Origin of the sequence: Aquibium oceanicum (assembly GCF_001889605.1) — a bacterium.
GTDB classification, from domain to species: Bacteria; Pseudomonadota; Alphaproteobacteria; order Rhizobiales; family Rhizobiaceae; genus Aquibium; species Aquibium oceanicum.
The window spans coordinates 4,565,613-4,589,727 of sequence record NZ_CP018171.1; the positions used below are offsets into that span (position 1 = coordinate 4,565,613).

The window sequence follows — 24,115 nt, forward strand, 5'->3', positions numbered from 1 at the left end:
ACCCTCGTCGTTCCTGGGTTTGCGGGGCCGCCTGGGCGCCTGCGGGGCCGCCCCTTCGGAGCCATCGGTGGACGGCGCCGCCGCCTTGCGGCTGCGGCTCGCCTTCGGCTTTTCGGCAGCGGCGGGTTCGTCCTCGGCCGGAGCGGCCGCTGCCCTCGTGCGGCGCGGTCTCGGCTCGGCGGCAGGGGCATCCGAGTTCGATGGAGGGGAGAACCGCTTTCCGCCGCGTGCCGGCTTGCGTTCGTCCGGGGGAGCGTCGACCGGCGACGGCTCCGCCGCGGCAGCCGTTCCCTGCTTGCGCACCGGCCTGGCCGGAGCGGCCTGGCTCTTCCTGGCCTCCACCACCGGGATGCTTGCGTCCGCGGTCAGCGGCTCGACCGCCGCCGCGGCCTTGGCGAAACGGTCGGGGTTCGGCTTCGGCTGGCCTGCCTTGTAAGTCGTGAAGAAACGGTCGGTCACCGTGTCGCGCACCGCGTTGAAGAACCGCCCGCAGCCGTGCACGTGCCGCCAGCGCTCGTAGACGATGCCCTTCGGGTTGGCGCGCAGATAGAGGAAGGCCTCGAAATCCCCGTCCTCCACCTCTGTGATGTTAGTCGGACGCGCGATGTGGGCTTCGCCGGCATTGCGGAACTCCAGTTCCGGCCGTTCCTCGCCGCAGTAGGGGCAGTTGATCAGGAGCATGGTCAGATCTCGGTCTTGGTCGCGGCGGTCGCGGCATCGCCGGTGTTGGGCGTTCCTGCCGGCTCGATCAGGAGAAGATGCGTCTCGACGTCCGCCTTCGGGCAGTGCTCGACGCCCTTGGGCACCACGTAGACCTCGCCCGGCTCTAGCACTACGTCGCCGTCGCGCATCTGGATCGTCAGGCGTCCCGACAGCACCATGAAGAAATCGTCCGTGTCGGGATGCGAATGCCAGTTGAACGCGCCCATGACCTTGACCACCATCAGGTCGTGCCCGTTGAACGCGCCGACGATCTTCGGCGACCAGTGCTCCGAAAACAGGCCGAGCTTGGCCGCGAGGTTGACCGGCTGCCGCATCGCCGACCTCAGTGCGCCACGGCGGCCGCGGCCGCCTCGTCGATCAGCCGTCCGGTTCGGAAGCGCTCCAGCGTGAACGGCGCATTTATGCGGTGCGGTTCGTCGCGCGCGATCGTGTGGGCGAAGACATGGCCAGAGCCCGGCGTCGCCTTGAAACCGCCGGTGCCCCAGCCGCAGTTGACGTAGAGCCCCTTGACCGGCGTCTTGGCCAGGATCGGCGAGCGGTCCGGCGTCACGTCGACGATGCCGCCCCAGGAGCGCAGCATCTTCATGCGCGTGAACATGGGAAACATCTCGCAGATGGCATCGAGCGTGTGGTTGATGATGTGCAGCCCCCCGGACTGCGAATAGGAGATGTACTGGTCTGTGCCCGCGCCGATCACCAGTTCGCCCTTGTCGGACTGGGAGATGTAGGCATGCACCGTGTTCGACATGACGACGCAGGGGAAGCACGGCTTTACCGGCTCCGACACCAGCGCCTGCAAAGGATAGCTCTCGAGCGGCATGCGTACGCCCGCCATCTCCATCAGCACCGAGGTGTGCCCGGCCGCGACGACGCCGATCTTCTTCGCGCCGATCGGCCCGCGCGTGGTCTCGACGCCCGTTACCCTGCCGTCCGGCCCGCGATTGATGCCGGTCACCTCGCAATTCTGGATGATGTGCACGCCGCGCGCCGATGCCCCGCGGGCATAACCCCAGGCCACCGCGTCATGGCGGGCCGTGCCGCCCCTGCGCTGCAGCGCCGCGCCGACGACCGGGTAGCGCGCGTCCTTGGAGATGTTGAGCGGCGGGCAGAACTCCTTCGCCTGTTCGGGCGTCAGCCATTCATTGTCGACGCCGTTCAGACGATTGGCATGCACGTGCCGCTTCAGCACCTGGATGTCGTGCACGTTGTGCGCCAGCATCATGACGCCGCGCGGCGAGTACATGACGTTGTAGTTCAGCTCCTGGGACAGCCCCTCCCAGAGCTTCACGGCATGATCATACATCCCGGCGGATTCGTCGTAGAGGTAGTTCGAGCGGATGATGGTGGTGTTGCGGCCGGTGTTGCCACCGCCGAGCCAGCCCTTCTCCAGCACCGCCACGTTGGTGATGCCATGCTCCTTGGCGAGGTAGTAGGCCGTCGCCAGCCCGTGCCCGCCGGCGCCGACGATGATGACGTCGTACTCCTTGCGCGGCTCGGGAAAGGACCACTGCTCCTCCCAGCCCTTGTGGCCGCGAATAGCTTCGCGGGCGATGGCGAAAGCGGAATATCTGCGCATCAGCGGGAAAGCCTCGCGTGCCCTTGCACTCAATGTCCATCCAGGTCGGCGGGTGTATCACTAGCCAAAAGCCGATGCCACCCTTGCGCTGAATGCGACGGCGGATGGCGAATTGCGACGCGGACGGAACGGGCAGCGCCGTCAGCGAAATCTCCTATTGCAACCGCAAGGGGGTTGGAGAATTTCACATGCGCCGATTCGGGCCCAGTGGAGAAAACTCGATGCTTCTCGTGAATACGTTCGTCGGTGCCAGTCCGATCGAGGGGGTGGGCGTATTCGCCTCCGACCCGATCCCCAGGGGCACGCTGATCTGGCGGCTGGAGCCGGATTTCGACCGCCTCATCCCGGTCGAGAAGTACGAGACCGCCGAGCCTCGGCTGAAGGACTTCCTCAACCGCTACGCCTATCCCAGCCCCGACAAGCCGGGTTTCCTGGTATACGAGGTCGACAACGGCCGCTTCATGAACCATTCGGACGATCCCAATACGGACTTCTCCGATTCGGGCGGCGCGACCACCGTGCGCGACATCGCCGCGGGCGAGGAGATCACCTGCGACTATTCCGACTTCTATCCGGATTTCGAACTGGTGCCGACCGCCGAGGCGGCGAAACGCTGAGCGCCGCGTCCCGGCGACGTCGCAGGCGCCGGGGCAATTGCCTGTGAATCGTCGCGATCCGCCGACGCATCATGTGTCCGGCGATGATAATCAGCGTCTTCGCTTGGCGTGCCCGACGCGCCGGGCATCGAGCGAGCAGGGACGCGCACGCAGGGGTTCACCCGGAAGAACGGTATGAAGATCGGCATCGACATGGGGCTGGACGGCGGCGGCAAGCTGGCCACGCTCGACCTCGAGGAACTGCTTGCCACGCGTCTTCTGGTGCAGGGCAATTCCGGTTCCGGCAAATCGCACCTCTTGCGGCGCCTGCTCGAGCAGAGCGCGCCCTGGGTGCAGCAGTGCGTCGTCGATCCGGAAGGCGATTTCGTCACGCTGGCCGAAAAGTCCGGCCACCTCGTGGTCGAGGCGACGCGCAGCGAGGCCGAGTTGACACGCATCGCCGCGCGCGTGCGCCAGCACCGTGTGTCGGTCGTGCTGAACCTCGAAGGCCTCGACGTCGACCAGCAGATGCGCGCCGCCGCCGCGTTCCTGGGTGGCATGTTCGATGCGGAGCGCGACCACTGGTACCCGGTGCTGGTGGTGGTCGACGAGGCGCAGCTCTTCGCGCCCGCCGCGGCGGGCGAGGTCGCAGACGACGCGCGCAAGGTGTCGCTCGGCGCCATGACCAACCTGATGTGTCGGGGGCGCAAGCGCGGGCTGGCGGGCGTCATCGCCACCCAGCGGCTGGCAAAGCTCGCCAAGAACGTCGCCGCCGAGGCGTCGAACTTCCTCATGGGCCGCACCTTCCTCGACATCGACATGGCGCGAGCCGCCGACCTGCTGGGCATGGACCGCCGTCAGGCGGAAATGTTCCGCGACCTGGCGCGCGGCCATTTCGTCGCGCTCGGCCCGGCGCTGTCGCGACGCCCGCTGCCGATTCGCATCGGGGAGGTCGAGACCGCCGCGCGGTCGACCAGCCCGCGGCTGATGCCGCTTCCCGAAACGGCGCCGGAAGACGCGGCGGACCTGATCTTCGCGCCAGGTCCGGAAGAGGCGCGCATCGTGCCGCGCCGCCATACACCGCCTCCGCCTACCCCGACGGCCGACATCCTGGCGCAGCTCGCCGCCTCGCGGACCCAGCCGCAGGGCCAGGCCGACGTGCCGCAGCCCGCGATAGACCCGGCCGAGCGCCGGCGCCTGCTCGACGCGGTGATGAACGAAATCCTCGAGGATCCGGACGCCGCCTTCCGCTCCGACGCGGTGCTCTACCAGGACTTCCTCGTGCGCTGCCGGATCCGCCGCGTGCCCGGTGATCCCCTGGCCCTGCCGGCGTTCCGCCGCTCCCTGGCCGTGGCACGCGCCGGCGTGGACGGCGAACCGGCGGACGGGACCGCGTGGCAATCGGCGCTCGAACTCTCCGCCTCGCTGCCCGACGATCTCCAGGGCGTCTTCCTGCTCGTCGCGCGCGCCGCGGTCGACGCGGCCCCCTGCCCGTCTGACGCGGTCCTGGCACGCGCCTATGGTACGCATTCGGCACGGCGGGCGCGGCGCCTGCTCGCCTTCTTCGAGGAGCGCGGCCTGGTGGTCCTGCGCACCGACATGCGCGGATGGCGCATCGCCGCCTTCCCGGATCTGGCCTGCGAAACCGCGCCAGGAAACCCCGATGCCGCCGACCTGGAATCCACCCTGCGTCACGCCGCGGAGTGACGTCGCGTAAGGCTTGGCGGCAAAGACGCCCGGAAGCCACCTCCCGCGCGGCTTTGCGGGCAGTTGGCGCCATGCAAATCCCGATGGACAAGGACCACTGATTCTGCTATTGGCCGCGCACTTCGCGGTGAACCTCGCCGCGTGGCGTCGCCCCTTTTGTCGGGCGCCGGCAAAAGTGTGATCGACCCGCCAACTAGGAACGACAGGAACGCCCGTGCAGGTACTCGTCCGTGACAACAACGTAGATCAGGCGCTCCGCGCCCTGAAGAAGAAGATGCAGCGCGAAGGCATCTTCCGCGAAATGAAGATGCGTGGCCACTACGAGAAGCCCTCGGAGAAGCGCGCCCGCGAGAAGGCCGAAGCCGTTCGCCGCGCCCGCAAGCGCGCCCAGCGCGAAGGACTGATCGCCGGCCCGAAGCCTGCGCCCGCGCGCTGACGCCTGCCCATCTTTCGTCTCTTTGTGACGCTACCAGAGTGGCGCGATGAGAATCGCCGCCACTTTTTTGTTGAGGCGGCGAGCGCATGTCGAGCGATCGCGGTGATCGTCGCAAAAGAGGCGGACAGCTCGGAAAACGGGATCGAATGAACCTTACCTCAGGCAACACCCATGCTGCGCGTCGCGGCATTTCCGCAGCAGCGCTCCTGGCTTGTGCGGTGGCGCTTGCCGCGTGCCAGACCTCGTCCGGCCCCGCCGCGCAGATCGCCGCGATCGACACCGCGCAGGGTTCGGCCGAGAACATCGCCTCGCTGACCTCGGTGATCGAGCGCAGTCCGAACGACGCTCAGGCCTACAATGTCCGCGGTTCCGCCTTCGGCCGGGCCGGCCGATACGAGGATGCGCTGAAGGACTTCGACACCGCAGTCCGGCTCAACCCGCAGTACTACCAGGCCTACGCCAACCGGGCGCTGATCTGGCGCTATGTGGGCGACGACGCCAAGGCGGTGGCCGACTACAACCGCGCCCTGCAGATCAATCCGAGCTACGATGCCGCCTATATCGGTCGCGGCAATCTCTACCGCCTTTCGGGCCGCACGCAGGAAGCCTTCAGCGACTTCCAGCGCGCCATCCAGCTCGATACCACGGACCCGCGCGCCTACCACAACCGCGGCCTGCTCTATCAGGCGCAGGGCCAGCAGAACTTCGCACTCGAGGATTTCTCCACCGCCATCTCGCTCGCGCCGGATGCGGCCGAGCCCTACAACGGGCGCGGCGTCTCCTACCTGGCGCTCGGCGACGAGGACAACGCCTTCGCCGACTTCAACACCGCCATCAAGCTCGACGAGGACAGCGCCGAAGGCTGGGCCAACCAGGCGCTGGTCTACGAGCGGCGCGGCGACAAGGCGCGCGCGCGCAAGTCGTTCCAGCAGGCCGTGAAGCTCGACCCGAACTACGGCCCCGCCGTCGCCGGGCTGAACCGCACCAAGGGCGGCTGACCTTCTTTTCCCACTCCGGCGGAACCGATGCGGGCGGCAGGACATTCCCGCCCCAGTTCCAACGGAGATCACCACGATGAACATTCGCGCACTTACGGCCGCCGCCATCCTGACGCTGGCACCGGCCACCGTCCACGCTCAGGAAGGCGTGAAACTCGGTCTACTCGACTGCGTCGTCGAGGGCGGCGCCGGCTTCATCATCGGCTCGACCAAGGATGTGAGCTGCACCTACGCGCCCGCCGACGAGGCGATGCCGGCAGAGCAGTATTTCGGCGTGATCAGCAAGTTCGGCCTCGACATCGGCGTGACCGGCGCGACCATCATGCAGTGGCTCGTGCTCGCGCCGGCTCCCGACGTCTACGAGCCGGGCGCCCTGGCCGGTGACTACGTCGGGGCAAGCGCCGAGGCTTCCGCCGGTGTCGGCGTCGGCGCCAACCTGCTCGTCGGCGGCTCGGACGAGAGCTTCACCCTCCAGCCCGTCAGCGTGCAGACTCAGACCGGCGTGAACCTGGCACTGGGCGTGACGAGCTTCGAGCTGCGCTCGGCGCAGTAAGTATTACAGGCGAAATCGCGAAAGTGATACCGGGCCGGTCATGCGGGAGAGAAACTCCTTCGCATGGTCGGCCTTCGCTCTTCCGCGAGCGAAGTGGCCCGGGAAGCGTTACGCCTGCTGCGCCATGAAAGGGCGCAGGAAGCGGAAAAGCTAGCGATCCTACGGCGCGAGATCGGCGTCGGCGTGGAAGCCGTAAACTCGGGCCGCGTGTCGAAGAAAAGCGTTCGAGACCTGCTCGAGGAAGTGATGCTCGACTCCTCGAAGGGATGAGACACGAGCTTTCCGAGCCTGTGGAACACGATATCCGAGACATCTTGCACAACACAATGGGATCTTCGGTCCCCGGCAAGTGCAGGCCTATGCCCGCATCATCGAAAGAGGGATCGAACTCGTTGCGGAGGACCCCGACCGAGCCAGGTCCAATAAGCGTCCGGAACTCGCGCCGGGGCTTCGGTACCTGCACCTGGAAACCGCAGGGTGACGTCGCGGAGGAGCCGCACACTGCCTCTACTACATGAAGGCACCACTCTCGGACGGGGCGTCAGGACTCTCAACAAGATCGCGGGGAAGGATTGAAACAAGCGCAAGATTACTGCCCCTTCCACAGTCGCAAAGATAAATGTGTGGAAGACTGCTGGCGAGCATTCCCGCTGTACAAGCAAGTAGCGGGATTCGTGGAGATGTTCAGCTCGGATGGGTCGCGGCAGCAGGGGAGATCGGGATTGTGTCCTGGTCGGCAGCGCGGATAGTAAGTCGTACGTATTTACCGTGCTGGCTTTAAAGTGTACCCTTACATTATCGGGAGGGGAGCATGAAAAGAATTATGTGCGTCACCATAGTGACGGTACTTGCTACAAGCGCGATAGCTCAAGACAAGGGCGTCCAATCCGGAGGCTGGATGTATTTTGACTTTGATGGGGAAGAGCGCGGATGGCAAAATAGCATTCCAGACGGAGAGAACTTAGCAATTATTGATTGTGAATTTATAGAAAACAAAGACTATTACCGATTTTTTTACTGTTGGTTTTCTAGATGAGTATTCAACAGAAAAAATTCCCGGATACTGGGTAAATGCGGACAGCGGAAACAATCACTACGGAGAAGTATATAAATCTATTTCTGGCGGATATTATGATTATATTTATAGTTTTCCTGTAGATACTAAGATGGTCACACGCGAAGAACCGATCAAAATTTGTATTCAAGCAATCAATGATAGCTCATCCAGCAGATGCTTTACCTTTCCCGGAACGAACTTGAGAAAGGTGGTCGCAGATCTTTGCGTCCCTAATGCTTCTGCTCCCGCATCAGATCCCTACGAAGACGCAGTACGGGCATTCTATCTCGCACTGGAAGCCGGGGACGGCGCCGCAGCTTCAGCACTTGTCGTTCCTGAGAAGCGAGTGAAAGGACCATTCTCAGCCTCTGAACTGTCCCGCTTTTACGGCAACATGAAAAAGCCGCTGAGGCTGATAGGAGTCAATGCGGCAGCCGAACATCATTTTCGGGTGCGCTATACTTTCGAAACCAACGACGGTCGAGTTTGTGACGGCCTATCATTCGTTACGGTCATCGCTTCCAACGGTGGCCACCTTATCTCGAAGATACGTGCGGAGTCGGGCTGCTAATCCAGCTGAGCCGAGGGGTCTCGGACTGCCGCCTCCTCAGTGCTCCATCGCCTTGACGATTTCCTCGGTCATCTTCTTCGCGTCGCCGAGCAGCATCATCGTGCCGTCCTTGTAGAACAGCGTGTTGTCGATGCCGGCATAGCCGGAACCTAGCGAGCGCTTGACGAAGAGGCAGGTGCGGGCCTTGTCTACGTCGAGGATCGGCATGCCGTAGATCGGCGAGGACTTGTCGTCGCGCGCCGAGGGGTTGGTCACGTCGTTGGCGCCTATGACGTAGGCGATGTCGGCCTGCGCGAACTCCGAGTTGATGTCCTCGAGTTCGAAGACCTCGTCGTAGGGCACGTTCGCCTCCGCGAGCAGAACGTTCATGTGCCCCGGCATGCGGCCCGCGACCGGGTGGATCGCGTACTTAACCTCGACGCCATGCGCCTTCAGCTTGTCGGCCATCTCGCGCAGCGCATGCTGCGCCTGCGCCACCGCCATGCCGTAGCCCGGCACGATGATGACCTTCTGCGCGTTCATCATCAGGTATGCCGCGTCGTCGGCCGAGCCCTGCTTGACCGTGCGGTCGATGCCGTCGTCGCCGCCGCTCGCTGCCGTCTCGCCGCCGAAGCCGCCCAGGATGACCGAGATGAAGCTCCGGTTCATGCCCTTGCACATGATGTAGGACAGGATCGCGCCCGACGAGCCGACCAGCGCGCCGGTGATGATCAGCGCCAGGTTGCCCAGTGTGAAGCCGATGCCCGCCGCAGCCCAGCCCGAATAGGAATTGAGCATCGACACGACCACCGGCATGTCGGCGCCGCCAATCGGGATGATGATCAGCACGCCGAGAGCCAAGGAGACGAGCACGATCAGCCAGAACACCGCCGTGCTTTCGGTGGTCACCAGCATCACGATGAGGACCACCAGCGCGATCGCCAAAGCGGCGTTGATGACGTGCCGGCCGCCGATCATGATAGGCTTGCCGGACATGCGCCCGTCGAGCTTCAGGAAGGCGATGATCGATCCGGTAAAGGTGATGGCGCCGATCGCCACGCCGATCGACATCTCCACGAGCGCCTGGCTGTGGATGTCGCCGATGATGCCGATGCCGAAACTCTCGGGCGCATACATGGCCGCCGCCGCAACCATGACCGCGGCGAGGCCGACGAGGCTATGGAACGCCGCGACGAGCTGCGGCATGGACGTCATCGGGATCGAGCGCGCGATATAGGCGCCCGCGCCGCCCCCGACGGCGAGGCCGACGACGATCAGCAACAGCCCGCCGAAGCTTGGCGTTGCCAGCGCCAGCGTGGTGAGGATGGCGATAGCCATGCCCGCCATCCCGTAGGTGTTGCCCTGCCGGCTGGTCGTGGGATGCGACAGTCCGCGCAGCGCCATGATGAACAGCACGCCGGAGACGAGATAGAGAAAGGAGGCGAAGTTCTCGTTCATCGTTCGGCGCTCACTTCTCTTTCTTCTTGTACATCGCCAGCATGCGCTGGGTGACAAGGAAACCGCCGAAGATGTTCACGGATGCAAGGACGAGCGCGATGAAGCCGAAGCCGGTCGCCAGGCCCGAAGCCGAGATGCCCACGGCCAGAAGCGCACCCACCACGATCACCGAGGAGATGGCGTTGGTCACCGACATCAGCGGCGTGTGCAGCGCCGGCGTCACCGACCAGACGACGTAGTAACCAACGAAGATCGCCAGAACGAAGATGGCGAGCCGAAAGACGAAGGGGTCGATTGCCCCGCCGGTGACGCTCGTGCCGAGAGCCGCCGCGGCCTCTGCGGTACTGTGATCCTGCAGGGCCATGCGCACCGAGGCCGCCGCCTGATCGAGCTGGTCGAGCGCGTTTTCGAGAGCGGTTTTTTCCATCAGACGCCTCCCTCGGGCTTCGGCGTATCGCCGGTGCTGCCCGCCTTGTCCGGATTGTCCGCAGCAGTCGCGTCGTCGGAGCGCTTGCCGGCGGGTCCCTTCACGGGAGCCGCGGCTTTCGCCTTCGCGCCGGCCGGCTTCGCGGACTCGGCCTTCGGTGCGGACTTCTTGGCCGCCGTCTTCCTCTTGGGCTTCGGCGATGCATCCAGACCCGGCTCGGTTCCCTTCGCCGCCTTCAGCATGTCCGGATCCGCCGGAGCGTCGTCCGCCTTGGCGGCGGGCTTCTCGGCCTTCGCGGGCTTTGCTTCGGGTTTGTCCGCCGGGGCTGAGGCGAAGTTCGCATGCACGACTTCGCCGCCATGCGTGAGCATGGTCGCCTTGACCAGTTCGTCGTCGCGGTTGATCGACAGCGACTTGTCATTCTTGTCGATCAGTGTCTCCAGGAAGGCGAAGAGATTGCGCGCGTAAAGCAGCGACGCGGAGGCCGCGATTCGACCCGGAACGTTGAGATGGCCGATGATCTTCACGTCGTTGTCGGTCGTGATCACCTTGCCGGCCACCGCGCCCTCGACGTTTCCGCCGCGCTCGACCGCCAGGTCGACGATTACCGAGCCCGGCTTCATTGACTTCACCATGTCGGCCGTCACCAGCCGCGGCGCCGGACGGCCCGGGATCAGGGCCGTCGTGATGACGATGTCCTGCTTGGCGATATGGTCGGCCACCAGCGCCGACTGGGCCTTCTTCTCGTCCTCGGTGAGTTCACGCGCATAGCCCCCCTCGCCCGAGGCGTCCTTCAGCGCGTCGGTCATGATGAACTTGGCGCCGAGCGAGGCGACCTGTTCGCCGGCAGCCGCGCGCACGTCGGTGGCGGTCACCACGGCTCCGAGCCGGCGCGCCGTGGCGATGGCCTGCAGGCCGGCCACGCCGGCGCCCATGACGAAGACCTTCGCGGCGGGCACCGTGCCGGCCGCCGTCATCATCATCGGGAATGCGCGGTCATAGGAATCCGCCGCGTCGATCACCGCCTGGTAGCCCGCGAGGTTCGCCTGGCTCGAAAGGACGTCCATCGACTGCGCACGGGTGATACGCGGCATGAACTCCATCGCGAAGGCCGTGACGCCCGCTTTGCCCATCGCGGCGACCGCGGCCTCGTGGCCGTAGGGGTCCATCGTGGCGATTACGGCCGCGCCTTTCTTGAAGGATTTCAGCTCGGCCTCGCCGGGCCGGCGGACCTTCAGGACGATGTCGGCCTTGGCCGCGTCGGACGATTTTCCGATCGAGGCGCCGACTTTCGAGAATTCCTCGTCGGGAATGCGGGAAGTTTTGCCGGCTCCGGTCTCGACGATAACGTCGAGACCCAGCGCCACCATGCGCTTTACGGTATCTGGCGAGGCCGCGACGCGCGGCTCGCCGGCGCCGGACTCGTTCGGCACGAAAACAGTCAGTCCCACCGTTCACTCCCTCCGGTTGGAACCTCTCCCCTATCGTGGGGGGAGCGGTGCATCAGCGCAGTATGTATGACGCCAGCGCCACCACGAGGACGAACACGATCAGGGACGAGAAGAAACCGCCACCGGCGAAGAACCCGAACGCCATGGCGATCATCAGGGCCGAGCAGACGATGATCCCGTACTTCGTCATGAAAAGGAAGATCGAGTAGGTCTTCTCGTGTTCTGCGTAGTCCATGTCGGCGCCCATTTCGACCGGCCCGGTCGGCGTCTCTTCAGCCATCGGTATGCCCCGTTGAAAATTCCTGTTGCGCACATACCGAAAAGCCGATGCGAGGGCAATGGCGCGTTGGAGATGCATATGGACGCATTCCGCAGCGCTTCATGGCCGCCGGTCGCTCTGGTATGATCGCTGGAAAAGGTCGCGGGACCCTTGCCGATGTCCGAGCACCAGCCGAAGAAAATGACTGTCGAGGAATTCTTCGAATGGCAGCAGCGCCAGGACAGGAACTACGAACTGGTGGATGGCGTGCCGGTGCTGCACGTCAAGGCGATGACGGGTGCCAGCCGGCGGCATGACTGGGTGGCCGTCAACGCGCTCGCCACCCTGTTCAACGCGCTCCGCGGCAAGCCGTGCCGGCCCATGACGAGCGACCAGTCCGTGGAAACGGATCGCGGTACACGTCGGCCCGATGTCACCATCGACTGCGGAAAGGCGGAAGGCCGTTCGATGTCGGCCGCCGATCCTCGCCTGGTCATCGAAGTGCTCTCGCCATCCACCATCCGCTTCGACCGGTTCCAGAAGATCGAGGAATACAAGCGTCATCCCTCGATCCGGGTGATTCTCCTCATCGATTCGGAAGCGCCACAGGTCACCGTCTGGCGTCGCATCGAAGGCGAATGGACCTACTCTGAACTCAGGGGCCTCGAAGCCGTCATCCCGCTTCCAGAAATCGACGCCGCGCTGCCGCTCGCCGAACTCTACGCCGATCTCACCTTCGAGCAGCCGGGAGAGTTCTGACGGCTCCGGCGGCGATTCGCGCTCATGCCAGCCAGCGCTTCCTTCGCTTGTAATGCTTGACGTTCTTGAACGACCGCCGCCCCTCGCCGCCGACGCCGAGGTAGAATTCCTTGACGTCCTCGTTCTCGCGCAGTGCCTTCGCCTCGCCGTCGAGCACGATGCGGCCGGATTCGAGAATGTAGCCGTGGCGCGCGTAGCGCAGCGCGATGTTGGTGTTCTGCTCTGCCAGCAGGAAGGACACCCCCTGCTCCTCGTTGAGCTTCTTGACGATCTCGAAGATCTCTTCGACCAGTTGCGGGGCGAGCCCCATCGAGGGTTCGTCGAGCAGGATCATTTTGGGCTTCGACATCAGGGCCCGGCCGATCGCCGTCATCTGTTGCTCGCCGCCGGAGGTGTACCCGGCCTGTGATCCGCGCCGCTCCCTCAACCGCGGGAAATAATCGTAGACCATCTCGAGGTCGCGCTTGATCCCCGCCGCGCCGTCGCGCCGGGTGAAGGCGCCGGTGAGCAGGTTCTCCTCGACCGTCAGGTGGCCGAAGCAGTGCCGGCCCTCCATCACCTGGATGCAGCCGCGCCGCACGAGATCGTTGGGCGACAGTGCCTCCACCCGTTCGCCTTCGAAGTGGATGCTGCCCTTGGTGACCTCGCCGCGTTCGGCCCGCAGGAGGTTGGAGATCGCTTTCAGCGTCGTCGTCTTTCCCGCGCCGTTGGCGCCGAGCAGGGCCACGATGCCGCCGCGCTGCACGGTCAGCGAAACGCCTTTCAGCACGAGGATGACGTGATTGTAGATCACCTCGATGTTGTTGACCGCCAGGATGGCGTCGGCGGCGGCTTCGGTCTTGCCGTCCCGGTCGATGTCGACAGCCGTCATTGAGCCTCGTCCTCCTCCGATGTGGTCCGGCCCGCCCATGGGCGAGCCGGTCCGGCTTGTTCGAACCGTCAGTTCGAGAGGCAGGCTTCCTCGCGCTCCGGCCAAGGCGCATTGGCGGTGGTGTACTCCTCCGCGGCCTTTTCGAGCATCGGGCGCACGACGTCGGTCATCGGAGAGTACCACTCGCCCGCCTTTTGCCAGTCCTTGCCGTCCCATTCGACGACGTAGACCTGATGATGGCCGGAGTGGTCGGAGCACGACAGCTTCACCGGCTTGGCGAAGCCTTCCATGCCGATCTCCTTGAGGCGCGCCTCGTCGACGTTGAGGTTTTCGAGGCCGGCGCGCATGTCGGCGGCGTCGATCACCTTCTTGCCGGTGATCTCCTGCGCCTGACGGATGCCTTCGGCGATCAGCATCGAGTTGTAGACGCCGCGGTTGTAGAGATTGTCCGCGAACTTCGCCGGATCGACCTGGCTCTTGCCGGCATCCACGACATACTTCTTGATGTCCTGAATGACCGGATAGTCGCTACCCACACCGTGGAAGTTCATGGTGCGATAGCCCTTGGCGTCCTCGCCGCCGGCGCCCGCGTCGTCGTTACCACCCGACCACCAGATGCCGTAGAACTTGTCCATCGGATAGCGGATCTTGACCGCTTCCTTGACCGCGGTTGGGTTCATCGCGCCCCAGCCCCACATGATCATGTAGTCGGGACGGTCGCGGCGCACGTTGAGCCACTGCGACGACTGGTTCTGCATCTCCTTGCCGGGAACCGGGTAGAGGGTGAGCTCGAAGCCGTACTTCTTGGAGAAGTCCTCCAAAAGCGGGATCGGCTCCTTGCCGTAGCCGGCATCGAGATAGATGTAGCCGATCTTCTTGCCCTTCAGGCCCTCCATGCCGCCTTCGCGATTGGCGATGTCGGTGATGATGGCCGAGGCGCCGTCCCAGTAGGTCGCGGGCGGATTGAACACCCAGGGGGAGGATTCGCCCACCGCCGCCGCCGAAAGCCCGTAGGCCATCGAGAGCACCGGGATCTTGTCGACGCCTGCCTTCGGGATCACCTGCAGCGTGATGCCGGTCGAATAGGGCGAGATCACCAGCGGGTTCTTCGCCTTGACCTGCTCGTAGCATTCGACGCCCTTCTGGGTGTCGTAGCCGGTCTCGCACTCCTCGATGTTGATCTTTACGCCGTTGATACCGCCGTCGCGCTCGTTGAGCATGGTAAGATAGTCGCTCATACCGTTGGCGATCGGGATGCCGGAGCCGGCATAGGGTCCGGTACGGTAGCTGAACAGCGGCACGTAGACGCTGTCCTGCGCGAAGGCGGGCAATGCCGCCGTCGACGCCATGGCGGCGAGAATGCCGCCGACAATCAGCGATTTCAGTCTCATGTCATTCCTCCCGTTGCACTGGCCGCAAGGCCGTGTGTGAGCCTTTTTCTCCAGCAGGATCCGGTCAAGGCTCGAAGCCCGGATCGTAGGCTGTCGTCCTGCACGCGCAGGCATTCTTCGGCATGGCCCGTCATGCGTAAGGGAAGGGCCACACCCTGAGCTTCTCCTTTCCGATCTGCCACAGCCGGGCCAGACCGTGCGGCTCGAGGATCAGGAACGCCACGATCAGGGCGCCGATGATCATCGAGGTGACGTGGGTCGCCGTCTCGGCCGCGATCGGAATGCCGATCATCGGCGGCCCGGCGCGAAGCAGGATCGGCAGGATCCAGATGAAGGCGGCGCCGAAAAAACACCCGACCAGCGAGCCCAGCCCTCCCAGGATGGCCATGAACAGCACCTGGAAGGAGAGCGTGATCGAGAATGCCGACGGCTCCGCCGCACCGAGATAGAAGAACACGAACATCGCCCCCGCCACCCCGCACAAGTAGGACGAGACGGCGAATGCCGAGAGCTTGGCGTAGAGCGGCCGTACGCCCATCAGTTCGGCGGCGATGTCCATGTCGCGGATCATCATCCACTGCCGGCCGATGCGGCCGCGCAGAAGGTTCTTCACCAGCACCGTCAGAAGGATCACGATGGCGAGCACCATGTAGTAGCGCGGGATGCTGCCGGCGGCCGGCCCCGTCACGATGACGCCGAAGACCTTCAGTCCCGGCACCTCGATCGCGCCCGATGCGTTGTTGTTGTAGAGCCAGGGAATGCGGATGAAGCACCACTCGAAGAAGAACTGCGCCGCGAGCGTGGTCACCGCGAGGTAGAGCCCCTTGATGCGCAGAGACGGCAGGCCGAAGACGACGCCGGCCGCCGCGGCGAACACGCCCGACAGCAGGATGTGCGCCACGATCGGCACGTCGGGGAAGATCGTCGCCAGCTTGTAGCAGGCATAGGCGCCGACCCCCATGAAGCCGCCGGTTCCGAGCGACAGCTGCCCGGCATAGCCCGTCAGCACGTTGAGGCCGATCGTGGCCAGCGCCAGGATCAGGAAGGGGATGGCGATTGCGGACATGAAGAAGTCGTTCGCCACGAAGGGGACGACGGCGATCGCGATGAAGAGGATGACGGCCACGCCGATCCGGTCCTGCAGGATCGGGAAGACCTGCTGGTCGGCCGCGTATGTCGTCTTGAACTGTCCGGCTTCGCGATAGAACACGGCTTGCCCTCACACCCGCTCGATGATGCGTTCGCCGAACAGGCCCTGCGGCCTGAACAGCAGGAAGACCAGCGCGATCATGTAGGCGAGCCAGCTTTCGATGCCGCCGCCGACAAGCGGCCCCCAGTAGATCTCGCCTATCTTCTCGCCGATGCCGATGATCAGCCCGCCGACGATGGCGCCCGGGATCGAGGTGAAGCCGCCGAGGATCAGCACCGGCAGCGCCTTCAGCGCCACGATCTCCAGCGCGAAGGAGACATCGGAGCGCGCGCCCCACATGATGCCGGTCGCGAGCGCCACGATGCCGGCCGCGAACCACACGATCGCCCAGATCTGGTTGAGCGAAATACCCACCGACTGGGCTGCCTGGTGATCGTCAGCCACGGCGCGCAGCGCCCGCCCGATCCGCGTCTTGTTGAAGAACAGCGCCAGCGAGGCCACCATGATGATGGCGATCACGGCGGCGGCGATGTCGATGTGCTGGAGGATCACCAGCCCCTGCTCGCCGATCTCGAAGGCGGTCGAACCCGTCGGCAGGCCGAGCTCCTCGGTGATCATCTGCTTGGGTTCGCCGCCGAACACGAACTCGCCGAAGCCGATCAGGAAATAGGTCATCCCGATGGTCGACATCAAAAGGATGATCTCGGGCTGGTTGACCAGCGGGCGCATGACGAAGCGCTCCACCGCGACCGCCAGCAGCGCCATAACGCCGATCGCGAGGATCAGAGCCAGGAAGGCCGGCACGCCCGCCTCGTGCAGTCCGACCAGCGTCAGGCCGGCGAAGACGACCATGATGCCCTGGGCGAAGTTGAACACGCCGGAGGCCTTGAAGATGAGGACGAAGCCGAGCGCGATCAGCGCATAGAGGATCCCGGCCACGAAGCCTTCCCAGACGACCTGGATGAGGAAGTCGGGCATGTCCACCATTTGCGCGAAGGGGTCTATGAATATCTGGTAGAGCATCATCCCTCCCCTTCGTCCTGGTGCGAGACGCCGAGATAGGCGTCGATCACGTCCTGGTTCGCCTTCACCTCATCCGGCGTCCCGTCGCCGATCTTGCGGCCGTAATCGAGCACCACCACGCGGTCGGAGATGTCCATGACCACGCCCATGTCGTGCTCGATCAGCGCGATCGTGGTGCCGAACTGGCTGTTCACGTCGAGGATGAAGCGGCTCATGTCCTCCTTCTCCTCGAGGTTCATGCCCGCCATCGGTTCGTCGAGCAGGAGCAGCGACGGTTCCGCCGCGAGCGCCCGGCCCAGTTCCACCCGCTTCTGCAATCCGTAGGGCAGCCGGCCGACCGGCACCTTGCGGATGTGTTGGATCTCCAGGAAGTCGATGATCTCCTCCACCTTGCGGCGGTTGGCGATCTCCTCGTTCAGCGCCGGGCCGAAATAGACGAGCTGCCACAGGAAGTTTCTGTGCATGGCAAGCGTCCGGCCAGCCATGATGTTGTCCAGCGTCGTCATGCCCTTGAACAACGCCACGTTCTGGAAGGTGCGCGCGATCCCGGACGCGGCGGCCTGGTAGGGCGCGATCTTCTTGCGCTCCTCGCCGCGGAAGGTGATCGTGCCTTCCTGCGGCGTGTAGAACCCGTTGATGACGTTGAGCATCGAGGTCTTGCCGGCACCGTTGGGGCCGATGATGGCGCGGATCTCGCCCTTGCGAATGTCGAACGAGATGTCGGTGATCGCCTTCACCCCGCCGAAGCGCAACGAGACGTTCTTGACCGACAGGAGCACGTCTCCCTTGGCCAGTCCGTCCGCGTCCATCGCCAGCTGCCTCGGGTCGACCGCGCGGTTCATTCGGCGGCCTCCTTCATGCGGGTCTCCGCGGCGCCGCAGACGGGCGCGTCGAAGATGCGGACTGTGGCGCTGACGCGGCCCTTGCGGCCGTCTTCGAAGGTCATCTCGGTCTCGACGTACTTCTCCGTCGAGCCGTCGTAGAGCGCCTCGATCAGCTCTCCGTAGCGCTCCGAGATGAACGAGCGGCGCACCTTCTGCGTGCGCGTCAGTTCGCCGTCGTCCGCGTCGAGTTCCTTGTGCAGAATCAGGAAGCGCCTGATCTGCGAGGCCGCCATCATCGGCTCTTCGGAGAGCTTCCGGTTCGCCGCTTCGACGTGCGCGCCCACGATGCGGCAGACTTCCGGATGCTGGGCCAGTTCCTGGTAGGACCCGTAGGACAGGTTGTTGCGCTCGGCCCAGCTTCCGACCGATTGCAGGTCGATGTTGACGAAGGCGGCGCAGAAGTCGCGGTCGTCGCCGAACGCGACCGCTTCCTTGATGTCGGGGAAGAACTTCAGCGTGTTCTCGATGTACTTCGGCGCGAACAGCGCGCCGGACCGCAGCTTGCCCACGTCCTTGGCGCGATCGATGATCTTGAGATGGCCCTCGTTGTCGATGAAGCCAGCGTCGCCGGTATGGACCCAGCCGTCGGGCGTCTTGGTGGCCCGCGTCGCCTCGTCGTTCTTGTAGTAACCTTCAAAGACGCCTTCGGAGCGATAGAGAACCTCGCCGCTCTCGGCGATCCTGATCTCGACGCCCGGCGAAGGGACACCGACCGTGTCGGCGCGTATGTTCCCGTCCGGCTGCGCGGTGATGTAGACGCAGGCTTCCGTCTGGCCGTAGAGCTGCTTCAGATTCAGCCCGATCGAGCGGTAGAAGCGGAAGAGTTCCGGCCCGATCGCCTCGCCGGCCGTGTAGCCGACCCTGAGGCGGGACATGCCCATGCGGTTCTTCAGTGGCGCGTAGACCAGGAGGTCGCCGGCAAGATACTTCAGACGATCCCAGAAGCCGACTTTTTCGCCGTTGAGGATCGGTTCGCCGACCTTGCGTGCGTGGGCGAGGAAATGGTCGAAAATGCGCTTCTTCAGCCGGCTGGCATCTTCCATCCGGACCATGACGGCCGTCAGCAGTCCCTCGAAAACGCGCGGCGGCGCAAAGAAGTAGGTCGGCGCGATCTCGCGGCGGTCCTCCGTCACCGTTTCGGGGCTCTCCGGGCAGGAGACGCAGAAGCCGGCTGTATAGGACTGCGCGTAGGAGAAGACGTGGTCTCCAACCCAGGCGAGCGGCAGGTAGGCAATGATGTTCTCGTCGGGTCCGAGATGATCGAAGGCGTTGCCGTGCAGCGCCGACTTCACGAGGTTGTCGTTGGACAGCATCACGCCCTTGGGACGGCCCGTCGTGCCGGACGTGTAGAGGATGATGCCGAGATCGCTTCCCTGTCCGGCGGCGACCGACGCCTCCCATCTGGAAACCTCCTGCGGATCGGCGGCGATCAGGGCGAGGCCCTTCTCGCGAACCTCGTCATAGGCATGCAGATGCGTGTGATCGTAGCCGCGCAGGCCCCGCGTCTCGTCGTAGATGATCTGCTTGAGCGAGGCGACCTTGTCGGCGATCGACAGCAGCTTGTCGACCTGCTCCTGATCCTCGACCACGGCGAAGCGGACCTCCGCGTGGTCGAGCACGTAGGCCATCTCTTCGGCGACCGAGTCGGCATAGACCGGCACCGGAACGCCGCCGATCGACTGGACCGCCGCGAAGGTCCAGTACAGGCGCGGTCGGTTCGATCCGACCACCGCGACCTTGTCGCCGCGCTTGAGCCCGAGCGCCGAGAGCCCGATGGCGAAGGCGCGAACCTCCTCCATCTGCTCCTTCCAGGACCAGCCCTGCCAGATGCCGAGGTCCTTATGGCGCATGGCGGGGCGGTCCGCAAAGCGCTCCGCGTTCGAAAGCAGATACTTCGGAAAGGTGTCGAGCGTCGTTCCGGCTTTGGCCGTCGCAAGCATCTCCGGTTTCCTCCCAGACCCCGCCTTGTTCCTGCGGTTGGTCTATTCTTATGAACCGGCTCCCCCCGCCATGCAAGTTGGACATGCATCGGTTTGATGGCCAGTCTGTCCACCCGTGATCCTCTGCGGGATCGTTCGTGTCGAACATCCCACGATCGCAGATGATCGGCAACTTCGCGATTGACAGACAAGGGGCCGTTTGGTCTGGTAGTGAGGCGAACATCCTATCCGCCCAGAGAGATGCCGCCGGTCAGGGTTCGTAGCGACGCAGTGCTTCGAGATCGACCACGCGGATGCGGCCATGGTCGTTAGCCAGCAGCCCTTCCTGCTCCAGTTCCTGCAACGACCGGTTGGCCACGGCGCGCGACACCCCCGCGAGAAGGCCCAGCTCTTCCTGCGATATCTCTATGTCCGTCCTCACCTGTGGATAGAGCACCGGATTGAAGAACCACGACAGATGACGCGCGACGCGGGCCCTGGGGCTCAGGATCCGGTCATGCTCGATGGTCGCGATGAACTGGCCGACGCGCTCGTTGAGCTGGCGGACGAGGAAGCGATTGAAGCCCTTGGAGTTCTCGTAGAGCCAGGCGAAGGTGGCCCGGTTCATCATGGCGAGCCGGGTTTCGCGGATCGCCACGACGTCGTACTGGCGCGGCTCGTCCTTGAGCACCGATCCTTCGCCGAACCAGCTGCCGTTTGCCACGCCGGCGAAGGTCATCGCCTTGCCGCTGCGGGAGATCGCGCTGATCTTGACCAGTCCCTCGACCACGCCGGTCCAGTGATCCAGCCGGTCGCCGCGGTGGCAGATGTAGGCGTTCTTGGGGAACGCCCTGTCCACGATCCCGCGCAATGCGCGCTCGATTTCGTCCTCGTCCAGTTCGCGAGCCCAAATCGCGCCCCTGACGAACTCATACCTTGATGTCATCATTCTCGCCGGTATCGGCCCTGAAGAGCCCGTTATGGCGGCGACGAGCGATCAAGACAAGCGCGGCATTTGCGCCGCTCAGGCGGCCTTGCGCATGTATTTTGCCGTCGGCAGGACGGTCAGCGGCGCCGGATCGCCCTTGCGGGTTGTCCCGAACAGCAGCCGCTGCTCCATTGGGCTCGAACGGAAGAACGGAAAACGCTGGAACGAACGTTCCTGGATCGCGTGCACATTGGCCTGGAAGAGCACGACCGGATAATTCAGCCCCGGATAATCCCTCTTCGGACCGATCTGTTCGGACATGTAGATGCGCCGGTAGAAGCCGGTGTGTTCTTCCTTGATGGTGGACAGGCAGTACGGCGCATCGAAGTGGAAGCAGGCCATGCCGGCAAGGCGCAGGGTCAGGTACGGAATCTGGGGATAGACCTGCGACCAGTCGGGATCGGCGGCGAACCGGCTCGGGTCGATGAACGTGTCGCCCGCGTTGATACGCGGCATCAGAAGGTCGCCATAGACGGTGACCGAAGGCGAGATCGGGTTTGCCTTGTCGACGTGGTGAATGCGGATGGTGGAAACGAGGTCGCCATCGATGAAGACGCCGAACCGGTGGCAGTTCACCTGCTCGTCCAGATCGTCGTAGACCATCTGGTCGGGCTTGTCGCAGACCATGTCCGCCGCGCGGTAGGACTTGTAGCGAAGCCGGTAGATACTCTCAAGGTCCTCGCCGCTTTCGATCCGCCGGTATTCGGTGCGTTCCAGAATCGCGAATACGTTACGCGCAAATACATTCATGGTTTCAGGCGCTCGCCTCAAATCGAAGCGTTTCGTCTCGCTCCGTACGATCGGATGCGCATTCATGACTCAAATCCCCGTACCGCTTACGCAACGCTAACCCAGCCCGACCTTAAGTAAAGACGAAACTTCTAGATGTGCCGTTTACCCGTTGTTAACGTTAACAAGGAGTTAACCGTATTACGCGATCGCACCATGACGCAGCGTACGATACGGGGAAATGTCCGGTATGGGGGCGAGAAGCGGCCGCGGGGGCTGCGGCGGGGTGGATCAGCTGGCCGCAGCGAGCCGGGCGCGCTTCAGGTCTTCGGCGAATGGCCAGCCGCTGGAGGCCATGGTCTCGATCCCGGAGGCGCTCAGCGCGGACCCGAACAGGAAGCCCTGCAACAGGTCGGGATGGACGGAGACGGCCAGGATCTTGAGCTGCTCGAACGTCTCGACGCCCTCGATCGTGACCGTAAGCCCGAGCTGCCGCGAAAGGCTGACCACGCCCTTCAGGAGTTCCAGCGAACGCTCGTTGGTGGTGATGTCCTGAAGGAAGCTGCGGTCGATCTTGACCTTGTCGAGGGGCAGCGTGTGCAGGTAGCTGAGGCCGGAATAGCCGGTGCCGAAATCGTCCAGAGCGATCCGCACGCCGAGCGACCTGATCTCCTCGAGGTAGTCGCGCGTCGAGGACTTGTCGTCCAGAACCGCGGTTTCCGTGACCTCGATCTCCAGGCGGCTCGGTTCCAGACCGGTCTCTTCGAGCGCGTGCCGCACGGTGTCCACGATGTCTGCGTCGCGGAAATCACGCGCGGACAGGTTGACCGAGACGCCGATCGGCGCGGGCCATTTGCGGCATTCCCGGCAGGCCGCAATCAGAACCTGGCGGCTGATTTCGGTGATGATGCCCATCTCTTCGGCAAGCGGGATGAAGACGGCCGGCGAGACGTTGCCGAGTTCGGGGTGATGCCAGCGGCACAGCGCCTCGCAGCTGGCGATCCGCATCGTCTCCATGCCGACGATCGGCTGGTAGACCACGCGCAGTTCGGCGGCCGCCACGGCGTTGCGCAGGTCGGACTTGAGCATCTGCCGCTCGCGGAACGCCGCATCCATGGTGGATTCGAATAGCCGCCAGCCGTTCTTGCCGAACTCCTTGGCCTTGTAGAGGGCGAGATCGGCCTTGACGACCATGTCGTCGAAATCGGAGATCGCGATCGGCCGAAGCACGGCACCCGCGCTGACCTGGATGCGCAGCACGTGACCGGCGACGTCCACTTCCTCCTTGAGACCCTCGAACAGGCCGTCGAGAATCCGGCCGAGGCTCAACTCGTCTTCCACGCGGTCGAAGTAGATGACGAATTCGTCTCCCCCGAACCGGCTGACGCGTGTGTTTTCGTCCGCGAAGAAGGAGAGCCGCTCGGAGATCGCATAGATCAGGCCGTCCCCCACCGGATGGCCAAGCGTGTCGTTGATGCTCTTGAAATCGTCGATGTCGAAAATCGCCAGCGCGCAGAGCCGGTCGCGGTCGCCACCGCTCATCTGCTCGGTCACGAGTTCGTGGAAATAGGCGCGGTTGGCCAGCCCGGTAAGGCTGTCGAAGCGGGCCATGGTGCGGATCTTCTCCTCGGAATGCACGCGCTGCGTGACATCCTCGAAGGTGATGACGCCGAGATCGTCGCTTCCCTCGCGGGCCGAGAATTCGAGATGCCGCCCATCCGTCAGGTCGACGAGGAGCTTGCGGCCGCAGCCGTCACGCAATGCGCGCGAGAGCTGGGCTTCGACGAAGCTGCAGTCCTTCCGGTCGATGAGACCGCCCGCGGCGCCCCGAAGCAGGAGTGCCTTCAGGCTGCGACCGATGAGCTTTTCCGGATTGTCCACCCGCATCAGCTCGGCGGCCTCGGCATTGGCCACGATGACGCGACCTTCCCCGCCCAGCATGATGAGGCCGTGCGACATGGTGTTCAGCGCGCGGTTGAAACGCTGCGCCAGGCGGTTCGCCTTCTTCTCTTCCGAAAGCGCCGCGAACAGCACCTCGCGAACCAGGTCGGCGAAGCGCCGTATCGCGAAGAAGAACGGAAACGCCATGCAGCCGAGGATGAGATGATACCAATCCCCGCGAAGGATGAATCCGAGCGAGATCGGCCAGGTCATCGTCATGATGAAGATCATGACCATGCGCGGCGAACCGTAGTTGCGCCCGGCGATGGCCGTCGCCGACGCCAGGGTCACCGATACCGCCGCGATTTCCGCGAAGGGATCGTGAGCGAGATAGATTCCGACGAAGCAGAACAGGCCCAGCATGAACCCATGCATCGACCCGTAGAGGACGTAGTCCTTCTCGCGCGTCCAGGCCTCGTCCCCCGTCTGCGCCTTGCCCATGTTTCGGTAGCGGCGAATGTTGCGCAGCCGCATCACGCCGACTGCCGCCATGCCAACGGCAACGAGGAGATAGAGGGGGTCGCTCGTTTTCCAGTAGCAAAGGATGACGAGCAGCGTCTGCGCGACGAGTCCCACCGACAGCGTAAACCCGTCCCGGAACAGCGATTCCACGAACGGGATGTAGATGTCGACCGGGATATCGTCCTTCTTGATTTTGCGCATGCTCGA

At 64.2% G+C, this 24,115-nt stretch carries 24 protein-coding genes and 1 pseudogene; 9 read left to right on the forward strand and 16 right to left on the reverse strand.

The features are described 5' to 3' along the window. Window positions 1–360 precede the first annotated feature (360 nt). From BSQ44_RS27590 to BSQ44_RS22290, 3 genes and pseudogenes are all read right to left on the reverse strand, one after another. Window positions 361–681: pseudogene (locus tag BSQ44_RS27590) on the reverse strand (sarcosine oxidase subunit delta); the annotation flags it as partial. A 2-nt stretch (window positions 682–683) separates the two neighbouring features. Then, on the reverse strand, window positions 684–1,037 hold the full coding sequence (locus BSQ44_RS22285) for a cupin domain-containing protein (protein ID WP_072607264.1): 354 nt from the start codon (window positions 1,035–1,037) through the stop codon (window positions 684–686). Between the two features lie 8 nt (window positions 1,038–1,045). Then, on the reverse strand, window positions 1,046–2,299 hold the full coding sequence (locus BSQ44_RS22290) for a sarcosine oxidase subunit beta (protein ID WP_072607265.1): 1,254 nt from the start codon (window positions 2,297–2,299) through the stop codon (window positions 1,046–1,048). A gap of 221 nt (window positions 2,300–2,520) precedes the next feature. Here BSQ44_RS22290 and BSQ44_RS22295 point away from each other — a divergent pair, with 221 nt between their 5' ends. The 8 genes from BSQ44_RS22295 to BSQ44_RS27030 all read left to right on the forward strand — a co-directional run bounded on the left by BSQ44_RS22295 (window position 2,521) and on the right by BSQ44_RS27030 (window position 8,217). Then, window positions 2,521–2,916, forward strand: a complete 396-nt coding sequence (locus tag BSQ44_RS22295; protein ID WP_072607266.1) for an SET domain-containing protein — start codon at window positions 2,521–2,523, stop codon at window positions 2,914–2,916. Window positions 2,917–3,090: 174 nt separating this feature from the next. Beyond that, the gene (locus BSQ44_RS22300) at window positions 3,091–4,602 is read left to right on the forward strand and encodes a helicase HerA domain-containing protein (protein WP_072607267.1); all 1,512 of its coding nucleotides are present in this window, start codon (window positions 3,091–3,093) and stop codon (window positions 4,600–4,602) included. Between the two features lie 214 nt (window positions 4,603–4,816). Beyond that, window positions 4,817–5,038: a 30S ribosomal protein S21 gene (gene rpsU / locus BSQ44_RS22305; protein WP_072607268.1), complete on the forward strand. Its 222-nt coding sequence runs from the start codon at window positions 4,817–4,819 to the stop codon at window positions 5,036–5,038. Between the two features lie 146 nt (window positions 5,039–5,184). Next, window positions 5,185–6,036, forward strand: a complete 852-nt coding sequence (locus BSQ44_RS22310) for a tetratricopeptide repeat protein (protein ID WP_072607269.1) — start codon at window positions 5,185–5,187, stop codon at window positions 6,034–6,036. Between the two features lie 76 nt (window positions 6,037–6,112). Further along, complete coding sequence (locus BSQ44_RS22315) at window positions 6,113–6,589, forward strand: DUF992 domain-containing protein (protein WP_072607270.1); 477 nt, start codon at window positions 6,113–6,115, stop codon at window positions 6,587–6,589. A 63-nt stretch (window positions 6,590–6,652) separates the two neighbouring features. After that, window positions 6,653–6,859: a hypothetical protein gene (locus BSQ44_RS22320; protein WP_072607271.1), complete on the forward strand. Its 207-nt coding sequence runs from the start codon at window positions 6,653–6,655 to the stop codon at window positions 6,857–6,859. Between the two features lie 541 nt (window positions 6,860–7,400). Then, window positions 7,401–7,625 carry a hypothetical protein gene (locus BSQ44_RS27025; RefSeq protein ID WP_157894664.1) on the forward strand — a complete coding sequence of 75 codons (225 nt, stop codon included), beginning with the start codon at window positions 7,401–7,403 and terminating at the stop codon, window positions 7,623–7,625. Window positions 7,626–7,755: 130 nt separating this feature from the next. Further along, window positions 7,756–8,217 carry a hypothetical protein gene (locus BSQ44_RS27030; RefSeq protein ID WP_157894665.1) on the forward strand — a complete coding sequence of 154 codons (462 nt, stop codon included), beginning with the start codon at window positions 7,756–7,758 and terminating at the stop codon, window positions 8,215–8,217. A gap of 36 nt (window positions 8,218–8,253) precedes the next feature. Here the strand turns inward: BSQ44_RS27030 and BSQ44_RS22325 are convergent, their stop codons facing one another. From BSQ44_RS22325 to BSQ44_RS22340, 4 genes are read right to left on the reverse strand one after another with little or no spacing between them, the layout of a single operon-like run. Continuing rightward, a complete protein-coding gene (locus BSQ44_RS22325; RefSeq protein WP_072607272.1) occupies window positions 8,254–9,654 on the reverse strand; it encodes an NAD(P)(+) transhydrogenase (Re/Si-specific) subunit beta in 1,401 nt (466 codons plus the stop codon). Window positions 9,655–9,664: 10 nt separating this feature from the next. Beyond that, window positions 9,665–10,081, reverse strand: a complete 417-nt coding sequence (locus BSQ44_RS22330) for a proton-translocating transhydrogenase family protein (protein WP_072607273.1) — start codon at window positions 10,079–10,081, stop codon at window positions 9,665–9,667. After that, window positions 10,081–11,532 carry a Re/Si-specific NAD(P)(+) transhydrogenase subunit alpha gene (locus tag BSQ44_RS22335; protein WP_083534876.1) on the reverse strand — a complete coding sequence of 484 codons (1,452 nt, stop codon included), beginning with the start codon at window positions 11,530–11,532 and terminating at the stop codon, window positions 10,081–10,083. Before BSQ44_RS22335 ends, BSQ44_RS22330 begins: the two co-directional genes overlap by 1 nt. 52 nt (window positions 11,533–11,584) lie before the next feature. Further along, window positions 11,585–11,812, reverse strand: a complete 228-nt coding sequence (locus BSQ44_RS22340) for an aa3-type cytochrome c oxidase subunit IV (RefSeq protein ID WP_072607274.1) — start codon at window positions 11,810–11,812, stop codon at window positions 11,585–11,587. Between the two features lie 156 nt (window positions 11,813–11,968). Here BSQ44_RS22340 and BSQ44_RS22345 point away from each other — a divergent pair, with 156 nt between their 5' ends. Beyond that, on the forward strand, window positions 11,969–12,550 hold the full coding sequence (locus tag BSQ44_RS22345; RefSeq protein ID WP_072607275.1) for a Uma2 family endonuclease: 582 nt from the start codon (window positions 11,969–11,971) through the stop codon (window positions 12,548–12,550). A gap of 22 nt (window positions 12,551–12,572) precedes the next feature. Here BSQ44_RS22345 and BSQ44_RS22350 read toward each other — a convergent pair whose 3' ends face one another. The 9 genes from BSQ44_RS22350 to BSQ44_RS22390 form a co-directional block, all read right to left on the reverse strand. Further along, window positions 12,573–13,421 (reverse strand): ABC transporter ATP-binding protein, encoded by an 849-nt coding sequence (locus tag BSQ44_RS22350; protein WP_072607276.1) that lies wholly within the window; start codon window positions 13,419–13,421, stop codon window positions 12,573–12,575. A gap of 68 nt (window positions 13,422–13,489) precedes the next feature. Continuing rightward, window positions 13,490–14,812, reverse strand: a complete 1,323-nt coding sequence (locus tag BSQ44_RS22355; RefSeq protein ID WP_072607277.1) for an ABC transporter substrate-binding protein — start codon at window positions 14,810–14,812, stop codon at window positions 13,490–13,492. A 130-nt stretch (window positions 14,813–14,942) separates the two neighbouring features. After that, window positions 14,943–16,022 (reverse strand): branched-chain amino acid ABC transporter permease, encoded by a 1,080-nt coding sequence (locus BSQ44_RS22360; RefSeq protein WP_072607278.1) that lies wholly within the window; start codon window positions 16,020–16,022, stop codon window positions 14,943–14,945. A 9-nt stretch (window positions 16,023–16,031) separates the two neighbouring features. After that, window positions 16,032–16,985: a branched-chain amino acid ABC transporter permease gene (locus BSQ44_RS22365; RefSeq protein ID WP_072608223.1), complete on the reverse strand. Its 954-nt coding sequence runs from the start codon at window positions 16,983–16,985 to the stop codon at window positions 16,032–16,034. Then, a complete protein-coding gene (locus BSQ44_RS22370) occupies window positions 16,985–17,827 on the reverse strand; it encodes an ABC transporter ATP-binding protein (protein WP_072607279.1) in 843 nt (280 codons plus the stop codon). The genes BSQ44_RS22365 and BSQ44_RS22370 overlap by 1 nt, the downstream gene beginning before the upstream one ends. After that, window positions 17,824–19,809 (reverse strand): AMP-dependent synthetase/ligase, encoded by a 1,986-nt coding sequence (locus BSQ44_RS22375; RefSeq protein WP_072607280.1) that lies wholly within the window; start codon window positions 19,807–19,809, stop codon window positions 17,824–17,826. The genes BSQ44_RS22370 and BSQ44_RS22375 overlap by 4 nt, the downstream gene beginning before the upstream one ends. 250 nt (window positions 19,810–20,059) lie before the next feature. Continuing rightward, window positions 20,060–20,734: a Crp/Fnr family transcriptional regulator gene (locus BSQ44_RS22380; RefSeq protein WP_072607281.1), complete on the reverse strand. Its 675-nt coding sequence runs from the start codon at window positions 20,732–20,734 to the stop codon at window positions 20,060–20,062. Between the two features lie 78 nt (window positions 20,735–20,812). Continuing rightward, window positions 20,813–21,526 (reverse strand): N-acyl amino acid synthase FeeM domain-containing protein, encoded by a 714-nt coding sequence (locus BSQ44_RS22385; RefSeq protein ID WP_235633284.1) that lies wholly within the window; start codon window positions 21,524–21,526, stop codon window positions 20,813–20,815. A gap of 270 nt (window positions 21,527–21,796) precedes the next feature. Further along, a complete protein-coding gene (locus BSQ44_RS22390) occupies window positions 21,797–24,109 on the reverse strand; it encodes a putative bifunctional diguanylate cyclase/phosphodiesterase (protein WP_072607283.1) in 2,313 nt (770 codons plus the stop codon). Window positions 24,110–24,115 lie beyond the last annotated feature (6 nt).

Excerpts from the sequence above, each read along its gene's own strand:
- BSQ44_RS22285 (WP_072607264.1), bottom strand. The coding sequence starts at position 1,037 with ATGCGGCAGCCGGTCAACCTCGCGGCCAAGCTCGGCCTGTTTTCGGAG.
- BSQ44_RS22290 (WP_072607265.1), bottom strand. The coding sequence starts at position 2,299 with ATGCGCAGATATTCCGCTTTCGCCATCGCCCGCGAAGCTATTCGCGGC.
- BSQ44_RS22295 (WP_072607266.1), top strand. The coding sequence starts at position 2,521 with ATGCTTCTCGTGAATACGTTCGTCGGTGCCAGTCCGATCGAGGGGGTG.
- BSQ44_RS22300 (WP_072607267.1), top strand. The coding sequence starts at position 3,091 with ATGAAGATCGGCATCGACATGGGGCTGGACGGCGGCGGCAAGCTGGCC.
- BSQ44_RS22310 (WP_072607269.1), top strand. The coding sequence starts at position 5,185 with ATGAACCTTACCTCAGGCAACACCCATGCTGCGCGTCGCGGCATTTCC.
- BSQ44_RS22315 (WP_072607270.1), top strand. The coding sequence starts at position 6,113 with ATGAACATTCGCGCACTTACGGCCGCCGCCATCCTGACGCTGGCACCG.
- BSQ44_RS22320 (WP_072607271.1), top strand. The coding sequence starts at position 6,653 with ATGGTCGGCCTTCGCTCTTCCGCGAGCGAAGTGGCCCGGGAAGCGTTA.
- BSQ44_RS27025 (WP_157894664.1), top strand. The coding sequence starts at position 7,401 with ATGAAAAGAATTATGTGCGTCACCATAGTGACGGTACTTGCTACAAGC.
- BSQ44_RS27030 (WP_157894665.1), top strand. The coding sequence starts at position 7,756 with ATGGTCACACGCGAAGAACCGATCAAAATTTGTATTCAAGCAATCAAT.
- BSQ44_RS22325 (WP_072607272.1), bottom strand. The coding sequence starts at position 9,654 with ATGAACGAGAACTTCGCCTCCTTTCTCTATCTCGTCTCCGGCGTGCTG.
- BSQ44_RS22330 (WP_072607273.1), bottom strand. The coding sequence starts at position 10,081 with ATGGAAAAAACCGCTCTCGAAAACGCGCTCGACCAGCTCGATCAGGCG.
- BSQ44_RS22340 (WP_072607274.1), bottom strand. The coding sequence starts at position 11,812 with ATGGCTGAAGAGACGCCGACCGGGCCGGTCGAAATGGGCGCCGACATG.
- BSQ44_RS22345 (WP_072607275.1), top strand. The coding sequence starts at position 11,969 with ATGTCCGAGCACCAGCCGAAGAAAATGACTGTCGAGGAATTCTTCGAA.
- BSQ44_RS22350 (WP_072607276.1), bottom strand. The coding sequence starts at position 13,421 with ATGACGGCTGTCGACATCGACCGGGACGGCAAGACCGAAGCCGCCGCC.
- BSQ44_RS22355 (WP_072607277.1), bottom strand. The coding sequence starts at position 14,812 with ATGAGACTGAAATCGCTGATTGTCGGCGGCATTCTCGCCGCCATGGCG.
- BSQ44_RS22365 (WP_072608223.1), bottom strand. The coding sequence starts at position 16,985 with ATGCTCTACCAGATATTCATAGACCCCTTCGCGCAAATGGTGGACATG.
- BSQ44_RS22370 (WP_072607279.1), bottom strand. The coding sequence starts at position 17,827 with ATGAACCGCGCGGTCGACCCGAGGCAGCTGGCGATGGACGCGGACGGA.
- BSQ44_RS22375 (WP_072607280.1), bottom strand. The coding sequence starts at position 19,809 with ATGCTTGCGACGGCCAAAGCCGGAACGACGCTCGACACCTTTCCGAAG.
- BSQ44_RS22380 (WP_072607281.1), bottom strand. The coding sequence starts at position 20,734 with ATGACATCAAGGTATGAGTTCGTCAGGGGCGCGATTTGGGCTCGCGAA.
- BSQ44_RS22385 (WP_235633284.1), bottom strand. The coding sequence starts at position 21,526 with ATGAATGTATTTGCGCGTAACGTATTCGCGATTCTGGAACGCACCGAA.
- BSQ44_RS22390 (WP_072607283.1), bottom strand. The coding sequence starts at position 24,109 with ATGCGCAAAATCAAGAAGGACGATATCCCGGTCGACATCTACATCCCG.